Raw genomic sequence first — 15,068 nt, 5'->3', positions numbered from 1 at the left:
GGGCACCGCCGCCGCGGCACCCTGTGCAGCTCGCCGCCCGTGGCGGCCCGCACCGGAATAGCCGTCCCGGACGGGCCGTTGCACTGGTCGGGCCGTTGACCGTGGACGGCACCCGTCGAGACCCCTCCGCCCCGAAAGGATCCGCGTGGCTCCCGAGCCCGAGTACTACCGCCCCGTCCCGCTGAACAACGACCCCGGCCGCGCCGGGTACTCCCGGGCGCCCCACGGGCAGCCGTTCGGCGGGCAGCCCTTCGGCGGGGGCGGGCGCGGCGCCCCGTACCCCGGGCCGCCCGTGGTCAACGTGGTGGGCGGGAAGTCCGTGGTCCTCGCCTACGTCCTGTGGCTCTTCCTGGGCTGGCTGGGCATCCACAAGTTCTATCTGCGCCAGCCGATCTGGGGCCTGATCTACCTGTTCCTCGGCGGCCTGGGCTGGACCCTCGCGGGGGTCGGCGTCGGGATCCTGTTCCTGATCCCGTGGATGCTGCTGATGTTCGTGGACGTCTTCACCATGCCGTTCCGCACGGCCCTCGTGAACGCCTCGATCGCCCGCAGCGCCTACCGGTACTGAGCCCCCGTTCCCTGACCACCGCGGTGACCGCGCCCGCCCCGTTGGGCGCGGAGCCGCGGGTGTAGTAGTGTTGTGAGGTCTGTGTGCCCGCCGCCCGACGTGCGGTGCCGGCGCGCGGACGACGCTACAGAACCTCCTGCTGCGGAAGGACCGCAGCCGCTCAGCCCGAAGGAGGTGGGTTCGAACATGCGTGAGTACGAACTGATGGTGATCATCAACCCCGAGGTCGAGGATCGTGCCGTGGAGCCGACTCTCAAGAAGTTCCTCGAGGTCGTCACCAAGGACAACGGGACCGTCGACAACGTCGACATCTGGGGCCGTCGTCGCCTCGCCTACGAGATCCAGAAGAAGACCGAGGGCATCTACGCGGTCGTCCGCTTCACCGCGACCCCGCAGACCACCCAGGAGCTCGACCGCGTCCTGAACCTCAACGAGGCCATCATGCGCACCAAGATCATCCGCCCGGAAGAGCAGAAGATCTCCGCCGAGTAAGGACTTCACAACTGATCACCGAGGGCGCCCCGACCGGGCCCCCGGTGAGATGCTTGAGAGATCCCAGCACGTCCCGCACGACCGCGAACATCCTCGACCCGGGAGGTCCACATGGCTGGTGACACCGTCATCACCGTAATCGGCAACCTGACCGCTGACCCCGAGCTGCGCTTCACCCCGTCGGGTGCGGCGGTGGCCAACTTCACCGTTGCGTCCACGCCCCGCACCTTCGACCGCCAGTCCAACGAGTGGAAGGACGGGGAGACCCTGTTCCTCCGCTGCTCCGTGTGGCGCGAGGCGGCCGAGAACGTGGCGGAGTCGCTGCAGAAGGGCATGCGCGTCATCGTCCAGGGTCGGCTCAAGTCGCGGTCCTACGACACCAAGGAAGGCGAGCGGCGCACCGTCACCGAGCTCGACGTCGACGAGGTCGGTCCTTCCCTGCGCTACGCCTCCGCGAAGGTCAACCGCAACGCCCGCTCCGGCGGGCAGGGCGGCGGCTTCGGCGGCCAGCAGGGCGGCGGTCAGCAGGGCGGCGGCTTCGGCGCCGGCGCCCCGGCCGGCGGCGGATTCGGGGGCGACTCCGGGTTCGGCGGCGGTGGCGGCGGCCAGCAGGGCGGCGGCTCCGGCTTCGGCCAGGGCGGCCGCTCCGGCGGCGGACGCCAGCCCGCTCCGCAGGCCGCACCCCAGAGCGACCCCTGGAGCCAGTCCTCCGGCGGGAACTACGACTGGGGCAGCGGCCAGGACGACGAACCGCCGTTCTAGACCTTCCGCACTTTTCCCATCCACCCCATCCCGCGGTGACAAGCCGCGGGCTCCACTCGAAGAACAAGGAGCACCACGATGGCCAAGGCTGAACTCCGTAAGCCCAAACCAAAGCAGAACCCGCTCAAGGCTGCCAAAGTCACTGAGATCGACTACAAGGACGTTGCGCTGCTGCGCAAGTTCATCTCCGATCGCGGCAAGATCCGCGCCCGCCGCGTCACCGGTGTGACCGTGCAGGAGCAGCGCAAGATCGCCCTGGCGATCAAGAACGCCCGCGAGGTCGCGCTGCTGCCCTACTCCGGCGCCGGCCGCTGATCAGAGAGGACAGACACTCATGGCAAAGATCATCCTGACGACCGAGGTCACGGGTCTCGGCGCTGCCGGTGACGTGGTCGAGGTCAAGAACGGGTACGCCCGCAACTACCTCTTCCCGCGCGGCTTCGCGACCCCGTGGTCGCGCGGCGGACAGAAGCAGATCGAGAGCATCAAGGCCGCCCGCGCCGCGCGCGAGGTCGCCTCGCTCGAGGACGCCCAGGTCCTGGCGCAGAAGCTGACCTCGGCCACCGTGACCATCCCGGTCAAGGCCGGCTCCGAGGGTCGCCTCTTCGGCACCGTCAAGGCCGAGGACGTGGCCAAGGCCGTCGAGGCCGCCGGCCTCGGCTCCGTGGACAAGCGCAAGGTCGAGCTCAACCAGCACATCAAGACCACCGGTGTGTACCAGGCCTCCGTGCGTCTGCACGAGGACGTCAACGCGAACGTCGAGTTCGAGGTCGTCCCCGCCTGACCGGTTCCTCCGGTCCGTGCAAGCACGGAAAGGGCCCCCGCGGTGCGCCGCGGGGGCCCTTTCCGCATGTCCGGCGTCTTCAGCGGGATCGGCCGGCCGGATCGTTCAGCGGGGCCGGAGGGCCTCGACGACGACGTCGAGCGCGGTGTCGGTGGTGCGCACCTGCTCGGCGCGCAGCAGGTCCAGTCCCTTGCCCTCGAGCACGGCGACGGTCTCCTGGAGGGTCGGCCGGGGCACGGTCGGGGGCGGGCCCTCGACGCTGCCGGGGGCGTGGGTGATCCACAGCAGCCGGCCGCCGGGGACGAGCCACTCGGCGGCGCGGCGCAGCAGTGCCAGGTCGTGCTGGAAGTACGCGGCGACGATCAGGTCGAACTGCGGGGGCACGGCATCGGGCCCGGAGCGCTGCTCCTGCTCGGGCGTCCAGGTCCGCAGGTCGGCGACCAGGGCGCGGCCCGGCAGGCCGCGCTCCGCCAGCGCCCCGGTGATCGTCCGCACGGCACTGGGGGAGAAGTCCACGGCGGTGGGGTCGTAGCCGGCCGCCGCCAGGGCCAGGGTGTGGCGGCCGGTGCCCGCGCCGAGGTCGAGGGCGGTCGGCGGGCCGCCCGCGCGCTCCCGGGCCGGCCGGTCCAGGAGGGCGGCCACCTCGGGGTGCGGCTGGGCGCCGTCGGGGGAGGACCCCCCGGAGGCGTACCGGTCCTCCCACATGCGCTGGTTGTCGTCCACGGGGATCTCCTGGAGGGGTCGGGTGCGTCGGCCGGGCGTTCGGGCACCCGCGGGCCGGTGCGGCGGTGCTGTCGGGTTCCCCGGGGGACAATGGGTGCATGCCGTCCCTGATCTCCCGTGTCTCGCCGTCCGCCCTGTACTGGTTCGGCGTGGGGTGCCTGCTCTTCACCGTACTGGCTTTTGTCGTGGCGTTCCTGGGCGGGAACTCCGCAGGGCCCGAGACCTCCATGGCGTTCTTCGTGATCGGCTTCGTCGCGGCGGCGGTGGGGGCCACCGTGACGGCGGTGGTGGCCCTCGCGGGGGCCATCGGGTTCGCGTCCGACCGGGTCCGGTTCCTGGTGCTGCTGGGGCTGTCGGTGCTCTGCCACCCGCTGCTGTGGCTGGCGCTGCTCGCCTCGGTGTCCTGAGGGCGGGCGGAGGCCTCCTCCGGCTCCAGGGACAGGGCGTGCCGGTCCGTCGCGTCCACGTGGTGCTCGGGGCGGTCCGGGGTGTGCGGTGCTCCTGACGGACCGGCCTCCGACGTGGGCCGGAACACGAGTCGGAGAACACGGTGCTGTGGACGGCACCGGTGCTGTCCGGGTCCGCCCTGCACAGGGTGTGTATCACCATCGCTCCTGGTCAGAGGAAGATTTGTGGCACCCTGTGCATAACTTTCCACAGGGTTCTCCCCAACCTGTGCACAGCCGTCCACGGCGTTTTCCACCGGTTGTCCACAGGGTGGAAAACCCCGTCGGCTGATAGGGTCTTCCGTCCTTCCCGAGCTGGTCCGGCACCCGGTCGGGGAGTCGCCCTCCGTGGCCGGCGGGTTAGGCTCGGGGCACCCGGCCGGTCCAGTGGCCGGTCCCCGGCGGGAGAGGAGCGGCGGATGTCCCCACGCACGCGCGTGGCCCTGGCGCTGGGCAGCGGCGGTGCCCGCGGCTACGCCCACATCGGCGTGATCGAGGTGCTCGAGGAGCGCGGCTACGACATCGTGACCGTGGCGGGGAGCTCGATGGGGGCGCTCGTGGGCGGCCTCCACGCCGCCGGGCAGCTGGAGGCGTACGCGCAATGGGTGCTGGGTCTGAGCCAGCGGGACGTGCTGCGGCTGCTGGACCCGTCCCCCTCGGCGCCCGGGGTGATCCGCGCGGAGAAGATCATGGCGAAGGTGCGCGAGCTGCTCGCCGGCCGGCTCATCGAGGACCTGCCCATCCCCTTCACGGCGGTGGCCACGGACCTGCTCGCCCGCAAGGAGGTCTGGTTCCAGGAGGGCCCGGTGGACGTGGCCGTCCGCGCGTCGATCGCCCTGCCGAGCATCATCACCCCCGTCATGCTCAACGGCCGGCTGCTCGCCGACGGGGGGATCATGAACCCCGTGCCCATCGCCGCGACCGTCGCCACCCGCGCGGACGTGACAGTGGCGGTCTCCCTGTCCGGGGGGCAGCAGTCCGGGGAGGGCAGAGTCCCGGCCCACGAGACGTCCGCTGTGCGGCCGTCCGAGGAGTGGGCGGAGCGGTTCCGGCGCAGCGCCTCCCACGTCCTGGACCGCGAGCTGACGCGCAGCGTCCTGGAGCGCTTCGCGGAGACGCGCGGCCGCAGCACCCCGTCCCGGTTCCTGCGTCCCGCCGGGTCGGCCCCGGTGGACGCCGCCGAGGCCCTCGTCCAGGACGCCGTCCGGGACGCGCTCGTGGACGCCGCCGAGGAGACCGCGGAGGAGCTCGCCCAGGACGGCTTCGGCGCCCTGCCGGCGGGGCTGCGCACGCTCGACGTCATGCAGCTCTCCCTCGAGGTGCTGCAGTCCATGGTGCTGCGCTACCGGCTGGCCGGCTACCCGCCCGACCTGCTCATCACCGTGCCGAAGAGCGCCGGGCGGCTGCTGGACTTCCACCGCGCCGGGGAGCTCATCGAGCTCGGCCGGCGGATGACCGAGGAGGCCATCGACCGCGCCGACGAGTTCCCGCCGGCGCGGCCGCGGTCCTAGTCGGCCTGGACGATCTCGTCCAGGTTCGCCTCGGTCTCGATCACGTCGTACTTGAGCATCAGCTCGGCGAGCGTCTCGAGCTCGTCGCGGTCCACCTCCGCGTCGAACTCCTCCAGCCGCAGGTCGGTGGCGACCTCCTCCGGCATGTTGAGGAAGCTCACGATGGTCTCGCGCACCCGGTCGGGGTTCTCCTGGGCGAACTGGAGCGCCTCGTCGATCGCGGCGTTGTAGTCCTCGAGGACCTCCGGGTTCTCCTCGGTGAACGCCGTGCTGCTGAAGGTGACCATGGTGTCCAGGCCCGGGACGGTGTCCTGGTAGTTGTAGCCGACCAGGGCGGTCTGCTCGCCGTTGATCAGCTGGGTCAGGAAGGGCTCCGGGACCCAGGCGGCGTCGATCTCCCCGCGCTCCAGCTGGGCCGGCATGTCCTGGAAGGGCATCTCCACGAAGTTCACGGCGTCGGGATCGCCGCCGGCCTTGCTCACGGCCTCCTTGATGGTGAGGTCGCCCTGGCCGTTGATCGTGTTCACCGCGACCCGCTTGCCGGCCAGGTCGGACCAGGACGCGATGCCGGCGTCCTGGTTGGCGGCCACGCCGGTGATGTCCTCGCCCTCGGCCATGGAGCTGCTGTAGCCGCTGAGGATCTTCATGTCGAGGCCCTGGTCCTTGGCGAGGATGACCGAGAGCGGGTTGCCCACGCCGATGTCCATGGAGCCGCCTGAGACTGCCGGGAGCATGGCGGCGCCGCCCTGGGCGGTCTCGATCGTGACGTCCAGGCCGTGCTTCTCGAAGATGCCCTCGTCGAGGGCGAGCTGCACGGGCGCGGAGGGTGCGATGGGGATGACGCCGATGGTGAGCGGCTGCAGCTCCTCGCCGCCCCCTCCGCCGCCGGTGGTCCCCCCGCCGCCGCAGGCGGTCAGGGCGAACGTCAGGACGGTTCCGACGGCGGCTGCTCTGGCGAACGGGTGCTTCATGGGGGTCCTCTTCCTCGGGTCGGTCCTGCCGGCGCCCGGCACCGGCGAAGCCGCTGTGAGATGCATCACGCACATCGGTGACCTCACGGTAGAGGGCGACCGTTGGATTCGTCAACGGTTGTCGCTCTGAATCGTTGCGCTGTCCCCGAAAAGCACCACGGCGGCTCACTGGTCGCGCAGCAGCGCCTCCACGGTGCGGGCGAGGTCCAGCAGCACGGCGTCCGCCCCCGGTCCCGCCGCGAGCTCCAGGCCCACCGGCAGGCCCTTCGCGGTGCGCCCGGCGGGGAGGCTGATCCCCGGGGTGCCGATGATGCCGGCGAGGTCGGAGTGGCGGGTGAAGGTGTCGAAGGTGGGCACGCGCCGGCCGTTGAGCTCGACGGTCTCGTCGTCGCCGATCGGCCGGGCCGTCAGCGGGCACGTCGGCTGCACCAGGGCCGTCACCCCCTGGGCCTGCATCGCCCCCGTGTACAGCCGCAGGGCGAGCCGGCGGTCCTCCTGGGCCGCGCGGTAGTCGTCGTCGGCGGCGCGGAACACCTGCGCCAGCTCCCAGATCCGCCGCACGTCCGGGCTGCCGATCCCGTCCCGCACCTCGTCGAGGGAGCGCCCCGTGCCGCGCGCCTCCAGATAGGCCTGGAGGTCGGGCAGGAACTCGTGGAGGGCGATCGTCATGCCGGCCGTGGCGGCCAGCTCCCGGGCGGGGCGGACGTCGACCGGCACGAGCTCCGCGCCGGCCGCCTCCAGCGCTCGCAGGCCCGCGCCGAAGACCGTGTCCACGCCCGGCTCCAGGTCCTCGAGGAACAGCTCGGGCACGCCGAGCCGGACGCCGTGGAGCGGGCCGGGGCCCTCGTCGTCGAACTCCAGGTGCCGCGCGCCGGGCGCGCCCAGCGGGTGCTCGCCCGCGAGCAGGGCGTCCAGCAGCACGATGTCGTCCACGGTCCGGGCCATGGGGCCGATCGTGTCCCGCGAGTGGGCGATCGGCAGGACGCCCGACGACGGGTAGCGGCCCAGTGTGGGCCGGAAGCCCACGATCCCGCACAGGGCGGCGGGGATGCGGGCCGAGCCCCCGGTGTCCGCGGCGACCGCGGCCGGGACCAGGCCCACCGCCACGGCCACCGCCGAGCCACCGCTGCTGCCGCCGGGGCTGAGCGCCGGGTCGGCGGGGTGGCGCACCGGCCCGTACGCGCCGTTGTTGGAGGTGATGCCGAAGGACAGCTCGTGCAGGTTGGTCTTCAGGGCGAAAAGGGCCCCGGCCTCGCGCAGGCGGGCCACCGCGGGGGCGTCCCGCGCCACCACGTCGTGCTCGAGCGACCGGGTCCCGCCGGTGGTGGGGAACCCCGCGACGTCCACGATGTCCTTGACCGCCAGCGGGATCCCCGTCAGCGGGCCCCGCGTCTCCCGGCGGTCCAGCGCGTGGGCGAAGGCCCGGGCCAGCTCCGGGTCCGCGCTGATCACCGCGCCCAGCCGCTGCGCCGTGGGCAGGCGCTCCAGCAGGGCGTCGAGGTGCTCCACGTGGCTGATCCGGCCCGCGGCCAGCTCCGCCCGGGTGGTCCTGATGTCCCACGAACAGGGGCCGCTGAGGTCTGTGGTGAGCGTCATGATCCATGGTGTCCACGGACGGGCCCGGGCGGCAAGCGGTGTCCGCGGTCGGTGCGAGAATGGAGGGGCTGCCCGGAAGATCGGGGCGGCGTCGTCGTGTGCGCGCTCCGCTGTCCGCGGGGTGCGCGGGGAGAGGTGGACCAGGTGTCGATGGTGTCGGAGCGCTCGTCCGGGAGCGACCGGGAGTACGGCCGGACCCCGCCGCAGGACAACGTCGCGGAGCAGTCCGTGCTCGGCGGGATGATGCTGTCCAAGGACGCGATCGCGGACGTGGTGGAGGCCCTGCGCGGCGTCGACTTCTACAAGCCCGCCCACGAGTCCATCTACGAGGCCGTGATCTCCCTGTACGGGCGCGGCGAGCCCGCGGACGCCATCACCGTGGCGGACGAGCTGACCAAGCGCGGCGAGATCGAGCGCGTCGGCGGTCCCGCGTACCTGCACACCCTCATCTCCTCCGTGCCCACCGCGGCCAACGCGGGCTTCTACGCCGAGATCGTGCGCGAGCGCGGCGTGCTGCGCCGGCTCGTGGAGGCCGGCACCAAGATCGTGCAGCTCGGCTACAGCTCCGACGGCGAGGTCGACGACATCGTCAACGCCGCCCAGGCCGAGATCTACCAGGTGGCCGAGCGCCGCTCCTCCGAGGACTACACGGTGCTCAAGGAGGTCATCGAGTCCACGGTCGACGAGATCGAGGCCGCCGGCTCCCGGGGCGAGGGCATGCGCGGCGTGCCCACCGGCTTCATCGAGCTCGACGAGCTGACCCAGGGCTTCCAGGGCGGTCAGATGATCGTCATCGCGGCGAGGCCGGCCATGGGCAAGGCGCTCGCGCTGGACACTGCGATTCCCACTCCCACGGGGTGGACCACCATGGGCGAGGTCCAGGTGGGGGACGAAGTTATCGCCGCGGACGGCACGCCGTCCCGTGTGGTCGCGGCCACCGAGGTCATGACCGAACGTCCCTGCTACCGCGTGAGCTTCGACGACGGCTCCGAGATCGTCGCCGACGAGCAGCACCAGTGGCTGACCGATACACGCTCGTCCCGGAGATCGGCCCAGGCCGCAATCGCCAATTACGGCCGGGCGAAGAACCAGCAGACCTTTGCCGCGATCCGGACGACGGCTGACATTCGTTCGACATTGCGATGCACCACCAAGGAAGCCAGGCTCAACCACAGCGTAAGGAACGTCACGGCATTGCAGTTGGCTCCACAGGAGTTGGCTGTTGGGCCGTACACGCTCGGCGCGTGGCTCGGTGACGGTCACTCGAGGGCGGCACGTATCACCAGCGCCGATGAGGAGATCCTCATGCGTGTCTCTGCGGAGGGGTACGAGCTTCATCCTGTTGCAGGGATAACTCATGCCATCGGCCTTCCTCCGGAAGAGCGGGTTCTGCATGGTCGGTGCGAAATCTGCGATCAGCCCTTCACTCACACGGACAGGAACGTCCGAACGTGCTCCAAGACTTGCGGCGGCAAGCTCAAGGGCGAGCTGGCGACCAAGGTGCGAGCCACGTGCATTGACTGCGGTGGTACCTGTACCGGAGGTCTGCGGTGCATGGTCTGTCACCAGGAAAAGGCATCTTTCCAAGGCCGCCTGCGTGCTCTGGGCGTGCTCGGCGACAAGCACATCCCCATGTCGTACCTGCGAGCCAGTGAAACTCAGCGCCGAGAACTGCTTGCTGGATTGTTGGACACCGACGGGACCGTGACCAATGCAGGATGCGTACAGTTCGCGGTGACAAACCGACGGCTGGCACAGGACGTGCGTGAACTGGTCCATTCACTGGGGTACCGATCAGGTTGGGCCGAGAAGAGAGTCAATGGGCGAAGCGAGGCCTCATCCACCGCCTATCTTCTGACGTTCTCGACGTCCGATCAGGTGTTCGGCCTGAGTCGTAAACAAATCATGCACAAGGAGCGAGACGCGCGGGCTACGCCGAAACGCTCTCAGCGCTTCATCACCTCGGTCGAGCCGATCGACTCCGTGCCGGTGCGGTGCATCGAGATCGACCATCCCTCGCACCTGTATCTGGCCGGCCGGACGTTCATCCCCACGCACAACTCGACGCTGGCCCTCGACGTCGCGCGGTCCGCGGCGATCAAGCACAACCAGACCACGGTGATCTTCTCCCTCGAGATGAGCCGCAACGAGATCGCCATGCGCCTGCTCTCCGCCGAGGCCACGCTGAACATGCAGGACCTGCGCAAGGGCCGGCTGCAGGACGAGCAGTGGGCCAAGATCGCCACCACGATGGGCAAGATGGACTCCGCTCCGCTGTTCATCGACGACTCCCCGAACATGTCCCTCATGGAGATCCGGGCGAAGTGCCGCCGGCTCAAGCAGAAGCACGATCTCAAGCTCGTGGTGCTCGACTACCTCCAGCTCATGAGCTCCGGCAAGAAGGTCGAGTCCCGCCAGCAGGAGGTCTCGGAGTTCTCCCGTGCCCTGAAGCTGCTGGCCAAGGAGCTCGAGGTCCCGGTCATCGCGCTGTCGCAGCTGAACCGTGGCTCCGAGCAGCGCCAGGACAAGAAGCCGATGGTGTCCGATCTTCGTGAAAGTGGATCCATCGAGCAGGACGCGGACATGGTGATCCTGCTGCACCGCGACGACGTCTACGACAAGGAGTCGCCGCGTGCCGGTGAGGCCGACGTGATCGTGGCCAAGCACCGCAACGGTCCCACCAAGACGATCGTGGTGGCGTTCCAGGGCCACTACTCCCGGTTCGCGAACATGGCGCACGAGGGGCTCTGACCCGCACACAGGCCGAGGAGTGCTCCCGGCTGCTCGCCTCGGGGTGCCCGCGGAGCGGCGCGGCCGTGCTGCTCCGCGGGATCGGTCCCCAACGATCGCCCAACGGACGTTGTCGGGGCTGCCGGCCGGGGGGACCATAGTGGTGTCGGATCTCGGAGACGAGGAGCCTGCCATGCCGAGCATCCACGTCGAGCACTGGGGCGCCGGTCCGCCCGTGCTGCTGGTCCACGGCAGTGTCACCGGCGGGGCGATGACCTGGGACGCCCAGCGCCCCCTGGCCCAGCACTGGCATCTGATCGTGGTGGACCGGCGCGGCTACTTCCCCAACCCGCCGGCCGAGGTCGAGGACTTCGAGGTCGACGCCGGGGACGTCGCCGAGCTGCTCACCGAGCCCATGCACCTGGTCGGGCACTCCTACGGCGGCGTCGTGGCCCTGCTGGCGGCGGCTCAGCGCCCCGGGATGGTCCGGTCCCTGACCGTCAACGAACCGCCGGCCTTCGGCCTGCTGCCCGACGACCCGATCGTGCGCGACTACGCCCGGGGGCTGCGGGAGCTGTGGGACCAGGGCCCGGCCGACCCCACCGCGTTCCTGCACGCGTTCATCGGCTACGTCGGCAGCGCCGTCACCCCGCCGAACCCGCTGCCGCCCGCGCTGCTGCAGAACGCGCAGATCCTCCGGCACGAACGCCTCACCGACGAGGCCCGGATCCCGCTGGGCGCCCTGCGGGAGGCGCCCTTTCCGAAGCTGGTCGTCTCCGGCGGTCACAGCCCGGTCTTCGACGCCGTCTGCGACGTCCTCGAGCGCGAGCTCGAGGCCCAGCGGGCCGTTGTGCCCGGTGCCGGCCACAGCGTTCAGCGCACCGGGGCGCCCTACAACGAGGTGCTCCACCGCTTCCTGGCCGCAGCGCGCTGACGCGAGAAGCAGGCATCCCGGAGGCCGGCTCCTCGTCGCCGTCCGGGGCGAACTGGGCGGCATGGGCGAGCGGGTCGTCGAAGTGTCGGGTCACAATGGTGCGGGCCCTCCGGCAGATCTGGAGAATGGTCCTTCGGAGCAGAGCCCCCGTGGGGTGGGCCCTGGGCGGGAGGCGGTGCTGACTCATGGGTGAGATGTTCCGCCACGAGCTCACGATCCTGGATCCCGAGGTGCTGCCCGCGCTCGGCGAGCGGACCGGCATGCGCTTCGGCTACAGCTCCACCGATCCGGGGTTCTCCTACCGGTTGTCGAGGGCCGGGGACGGCCAGGTCGCCCTGTCGACGGTGCACGTGGGCGGAACGATGTCCCTGTGGGGGGACACCGAGGTCTTCACGGTGGCCCACGTGCGAGGGGTCCGGTACGACTGGCAGATCCGTGCGGAGATCGGCGCCGCGGCTGCGGGCTCATCGGTGCTGTTCCGCCCCGAGCACCCGTCCCTGGTGGTGGCGCAGGACGTCGACGTGACCATGGCGCACCTGCCGGTGGACCTGGTGCAGGCCACGGCCGACACCGTCTACGGCCACGAGACCCCGGTGGACTTCAGCTCGTCCGCCCCGGTCAGCGCCCGGCTCGGCGAGTACTGGGCGGGCCTCGTGCGCCGTGGTGCCGACATGCTGGGGTCGACGGTCTTCGAGGAGCCCATGGTGCGCGCCGACCTGACCCGCCACCTGGCCGTGGGCCTGCTGGAGTGCTTCCCGCTGCTCGGGGACCGGGAGGCGCGGTACCTGTCCATGGAGGCCCAGTCCCGCCGCTACCGGATCGCGGCACAGTTCTTCGACGACCACGCCTCGGACCCGATCACCGTGGAGGACGCCGCCCGCGCCGCCCGGACGACCACGAAGGTCCTGGTGCGGGCGTTCCGGGCCAACCATCCCCTGGGACTGACCCCGGCCCAGTACCTGCGCCGGACGCGGATGGACGCCGCCCACCGGGACCTGCAGGACGGCGACCCGGCTCGCGGGGACACCGTGAAGGGGATCGCCGCCCGGTGGGGCTTCACCCATGCGGGACGCTTCGCGCAGTACTACCGGCAGGTCTACGGGACGACACCGAGCCGCACCCTGGACCGCTGACCGCTGACCGCCGACCGGTGCCGCACGGGCGTGGGAGAGTGGGGGCATGCGCGCAGTGGTGATCGATGCTGTCCGGGGCCGGCCGGAGGTCCGTGACGTCGCCGAGCCCACGGCACCGCCCGACGGGGTGGTCGTCCGCGTGGAGGCCACGGGCCTGTGCCGCAGCGACTGGCACGCCTGGGCCGGGCACGACGAGATCGCGCTGCCCCACGTCCCGGGGCACGAGCTGGCCGGGGTGGTCGTCGCGGTGGGGGCGGGCGTGCGCCGGTGGAGCACCGGGGACCGGGTGACCGTCCCCTTCGTCTGCGGCTGCGGCCGGTGCGAGTGGTGCCGTTCCGGCAACGCGCAGGTCTGCCCCGATCAGCAGCAGCCGGGGTTCACCCACTGGGGGTCCTTCGCCGAGTACGTCGCCCTGCACGGGGCCGACACGAACCTCGTGGCCGTCCCCGAGCACGTCGACCTCGCCACCGCGGCCGCGCTGGGGTGCCGGTTCGCCACGGCGTACCGGGCCCTGGCCGACCGGGCGCGCCTCGCCGAGGGGGAGTGGGTCACCGTGGTCGGAGCCGGCGGGGTGGGGCTCAGCACGGTGATGATCGCCCGGGCACTGGGCGGACGCGTGATCGCGGTCGACCGCAACCCGGAGGCGCTCGCCCTCGCCCGCGAGCTCGGCGCGGAGCACACGCTGCGCGCGGACGGGCGCGACGTCCCCGCGGCGGTCGCCGCCCTCACCGGCGGGGGCGGCCACGTCGCCGTCGACGCCGTGGGCAGCGAGCAGACCTGCGCCGACGCGGTCCTCAGCCTGCGCCGGCGGGGCCGGCACGTCCAGATCGGCCTGCTGCCGCCGGTCGAGGGCCATCCGCGCGTGCCGATGGCGCGGGTCATCGGCTGGGAGCTGGACCTGCTCGGCAGCCACGGCATGGCCGCGGCCGACTATCCGGCCATGATGGCGCTCATCGAGCAGGGCGCACTGCATCCCCAGAAGCTCATCGAGCGCACCATCGGGCTCGACGAGGCGGCGGCGCTGCTGCCGGTGTTCGACACCGCGACGGTCGCCGGCATGACGATGATCGATCCCGGGTTGTAGACCCGCTCGGAGGCGGCGAGCGGACCGACCCCGGCGCCGGGGACCGCCCGCCGCTGCCCGGGCCCCGTCCCCGCATTCCGACAGCCGATTTTCGTCGATCGAGAAGAATCGGCAATGTTCTTCCAGAAAAGAGGGGCGCACCCCCTTGCGGCTCGGGCAGAGTGATCTGCACCACTCGGGGGACGCGAACTTCCCCGGTGCATCGCGTGAAGGGCGACCGCCGTTCACCCTGGTGTCCGCCGCTCCCATCCCGGTCGGCTCCACCGCCACCGTCCAGCTCCGCAACAACTCACCAGGTGCCCCCGAAAACGCTTCGGGCCTGAACTCCTCCCTCCGGCCGGTCCGGCGGCGCCGCGTGCGCCCGCCACCCGGCACGGAGCGAGGACCTCATGATCGAACAGGAGATGACAGCATGAACCGACAGGCCGTTCATCTGAATGCGCACGAGGTGACTCCCGTAGGACTGTGGAGCCTCCGTGCCAAAGCGCCCACCGTGGCGACCGTGGTGTCGCTGAACTTCCCGGGCCTCACCCCGCAGACCCGGGATCTGATGCGCCGCCGCACCCGCACCGCGCTGCAGTGCCTGGTCAACACCGGTGCCCGGCCGATCCTGGTCGACTCCAGTGCCCGGGAGCTGCCCGACCCCGCCGTCACCGCCTCCGCGGACGCGGTGCTGGTGCTCGGAGGAGGGGATGTCGACCCTGCCCTCTACGGGGCGGGCGGGCCCGTGCCGAACGGGTACGGGGTCGACCGGCGCGCCGATCTCTACACCGTGGACCTCCTCGTGCAGAGCCTCGACCGCGACGCCCCGCTGCTGGCGATCGGACGGGGGGCCCAGCTGCTCAACCTGGCCTGCGGGGGAACTCTCGTCCCCGATCTCGGCACCGGCCACGGACACCGCGGTGCGCCGGGGGACCTGGTGTGCCCCGAGGAGGAGGTCGCCCTGGAGCCCGGGAGCAGGCTGGCCGCCGTCTTCGGCGCCCGGCGGCTCACCGTCCGGTCGGACCACCACCAGGCCCTGGGGGTCGTGGCCCCCGAGCTGCGCGTCACCGCCGTGGCCGAGGACGGCGTGGTCGAGGCGACGGAGCACCTGGACCGCACCTGGGCCGTCGGGGTGCAGTGGCACCCGGAGGACTCCCACGGCTCGGCCGCGGACCGGGGGCGGCTGTTCTCCGCGTTCGTGGAGCAGGCCGGGTCCGGGCGGCGCCGCGCCCCCAGGTCGCGCGTGCTGGCCGCGTGAGCCGGTCCGTCTTCCGGTCCGCGCCGCGGAGCGCCGCGCCGCGGCGCGGACCGGAGGGGCGGCGGCCGGAGCCCGGGCGGGTGGGCCTGCTCGA

At 71.6% G+C, this 15,068-nt stretch carries 15 protein-coding genes; 12 read left to right on the top strand and 3 right to left on the bottom strand.

What is annotated here, in order from left to right:
• Window positions 1–145: 145 nt before the first annotated feature.
• The 5 genes from CRM73_RS01015 (at window position 146) to rplI (ending at window position 2,606) form a co-directional block, all read left to right on the top strand.
• The gene (locus tag CRM73_RS01015) at window positions 146–568 is read left to right on the top strand and encodes a TM2 domain-containing protein (protein WP_035924387.1); all 423 of its coding nucleotides are present in this window, start codon (window positions 146–148) and stop codon (window positions 566–568) included.
• A 186-nt stretch (window positions 569–754) separates the two neighbouring features.
• The gene (gene rpsF / locus CRM73_RS01010; RefSeq protein WP_035924389.1) at window positions 755–1,060 is read left to right on the top strand and encodes a 30S ribosomal protein S6; all 306 of its coding nucleotides are present in this window, start codon (window positions 755–757) and stop codon (window positions 1,058–1,060) included.
• Between the two features lie 111 nt (window positions 1,061–1,171).
• Window positions 1,172–1,822, top strand: a complete 651-nt coding sequence (locus CRM73_RS01005; RefSeq protein ID WP_017835049.1) for a single-stranded DNA-binding protein — start codon at window positions 1,172–1,174, stop codon at window positions 1,820–1,822.
• A 78-nt stretch (window positions 1,823–1,900) separates the two neighbouring features.
• Complete coding sequence (gene rpsR / locus CRM73_RS01000) at window positions 1,901–2,137, top strand: 30S ribosomal protein S18 (RefSeq protein WP_017835048.1); 237 nt, start codon at window positions 1,901–1,903, stop codon at window positions 2,135–2,137.
• 19 nt (window positions 2,138–2,156) lie between these two features.
• On the top strand, window positions 2,157–2,606 hold the full coding sequence (gene rplI, locus CRM73_RS00995) for a 50S ribosomal protein L9 (RefSeq protein WP_095650056.1): 450 nt from the start codon (window positions 2,157–2,159) through the stop codon (window positions 2,604–2,606).
• Between the two features lie 105 nt (window positions 2,607–2,711).
• Here the strand turns inward: rplI and CRM73_RS00990 are convergent, their stop codons facing one another.
• Window positions 2,712–3,329 (bottom strand): bifunctional 2-polyprenyl-6-hydroxyphenol methylase/3-demethylubiquinol 3-O-methyltransferase UbiG, encoded by a 618-nt coding sequence (locus CRM73_RS00990; RefSeq protein ID WP_095650057.1) that lies wholly within the window; start codon window positions 3,327–3,329, stop codon window positions 2,712–2,714.
• 98 nt (window positions 3,330–3,427) lie between these two features.
• Here CRM73_RS00990 and CRM73_RS00985 point away from each other — a divergent pair, with 98 nt between their 5' ends.
• Window positions 3,428–3,736 carry a hypothetical protein gene (locus CRM73_RS00985; RefSeq protein WP_017835045.1) on the top strand — a complete coding sequence of 103 codons (309 nt, stop codon included), beginning with the start codon at window positions 3,428–3,430 and terminating at the stop codon, window positions 3,734–3,736.
• A gap of 458 nt (window positions 3,737–4,194) precedes the next feature.
• Window positions 4,195–5,286 (top strand): patatin-like phospholipase family protein, encoded by a 1,092-nt coding sequence (locus tag CRM73_RS00980; protein WP_095650058.1) that lies wholly within the window; start codon window positions 4,195–4,197, stop codon window positions 5,284–5,286.
• Here the strand turns inward: CRM73_RS00980 and CRM73_RS00975 are convergent.
• On the bottom strand, window positions 5,283–6,257 hold the full coding sequence (locus tag CRM73_RS00975; RefSeq protein WP_095650059.1) for an ABC transporter substrate-binding protein: 975 nt from the start codon (window positions 6,255–6,257) through the stop codon (window positions 5,283–5,285). The two genes, CRM73_RS00980 and CRM73_RS00975, sit on opposite strands and share 4 nt — an antisense overlap.
• 165 nt (window positions 6,258–6,422) lie before the next feature.
• Window positions 6,423–7,853 carry an amidase family protein gene (locus CRM73_RS00970; protein WP_229586477.1) on the bottom strand — a complete coding sequence of 477 codons (1,431 nt, stop codon included), beginning with the start codon at window positions 7,851–7,853 and terminating at the stop codon, window positions 6,423–6,425.
• Between the two features lie 150 nt (window positions 7,854–8,003).
• On the opposite strand from CRM73_RS00970, the gene dnaB reads away from it, so the two are divergent.
• The 5 genes from dnaB (at window position 8,004) to CRM73_RS00945 (ending at window position 14,974) form a co-directional block, all read left to right on the top strand.
• A complete protein-coding gene (gene dnaB, locus CRM73_RS00965; RefSeq protein ID WP_229586513.1) occupies window positions 8,004–10,604 on the top strand; it encodes a replicative DNA helicase in 2,601 nt (866 codons plus the stop codon).
• Window positions 10,605–10,776: 172 nt separating this feature from the next.
• Window positions 10,777–11,517, top strand: coding sequence for an alpha/beta fold hydrolase (locus tag CRM73_RS00960; RefSeq protein ID WP_017835040.1), 741 nt, complete (start codon window positions 10,777–10,779; stop codon window positions 11,515–11,517).
• Window positions 11,518–11,702: 185 nt separating this feature from the next.
• Window positions 11,703–12,650, top strand: a complete 948-nt coding sequence (locus tag CRM73_RS00955; RefSeq protein WP_220183433.1) for a helix-turn-helix transcriptional regulator — start codon at window positions 11,703–11,705, stop codon at window positions 12,648–12,650.
• Window positions 12,651–12,696: 46 nt separating this feature from the next.
• The gene (locus CRM73_RS00950; protein WP_229586475.1) at window positions 12,697–13,734 is read left to right on the top strand and encodes an alcohol dehydrogenase catalytic domain-containing protein; all 1,038 of its coding nucleotides are present in this window, start codon (window positions 12,697–12,699) and stop codon (window positions 13,732–13,734) included.
• 493 nt (window positions 13,735–14,227) lie between these two features.
• Window positions 14,228–14,974 carry a gamma-glutamyl-gamma-aminobutyrate hydrolase family protein gene (locus CRM73_RS00945; RefSeq protein ID WP_229586473.1) on the top strand — a complete coding sequence of 249 codons (747 nt, stop codon included), beginning with the start codon at window positions 14,228–14,230 and terminating at the stop codon, window positions 14,972–14,974.
• Window positions 14,975–15,068 lie beyond the last annotated feature (94 nt).

Origin of the sequence: Kocuria sp. CCUG 69068 (assembly GCF_020833785.1) — a bacterium.
In the GTDB taxonomy this organism is placed as follows: domain Bacteria; phylum Actinomycetota; class Actinomycetes; order Actinomycetales; family Micrococcaceae; genus Kocuria; species Kocuria rosea.
Note: the sequence above shows the minus strand (reverse complement) of the source record. Positions and strands in the feature narration are given on the sequence as shown.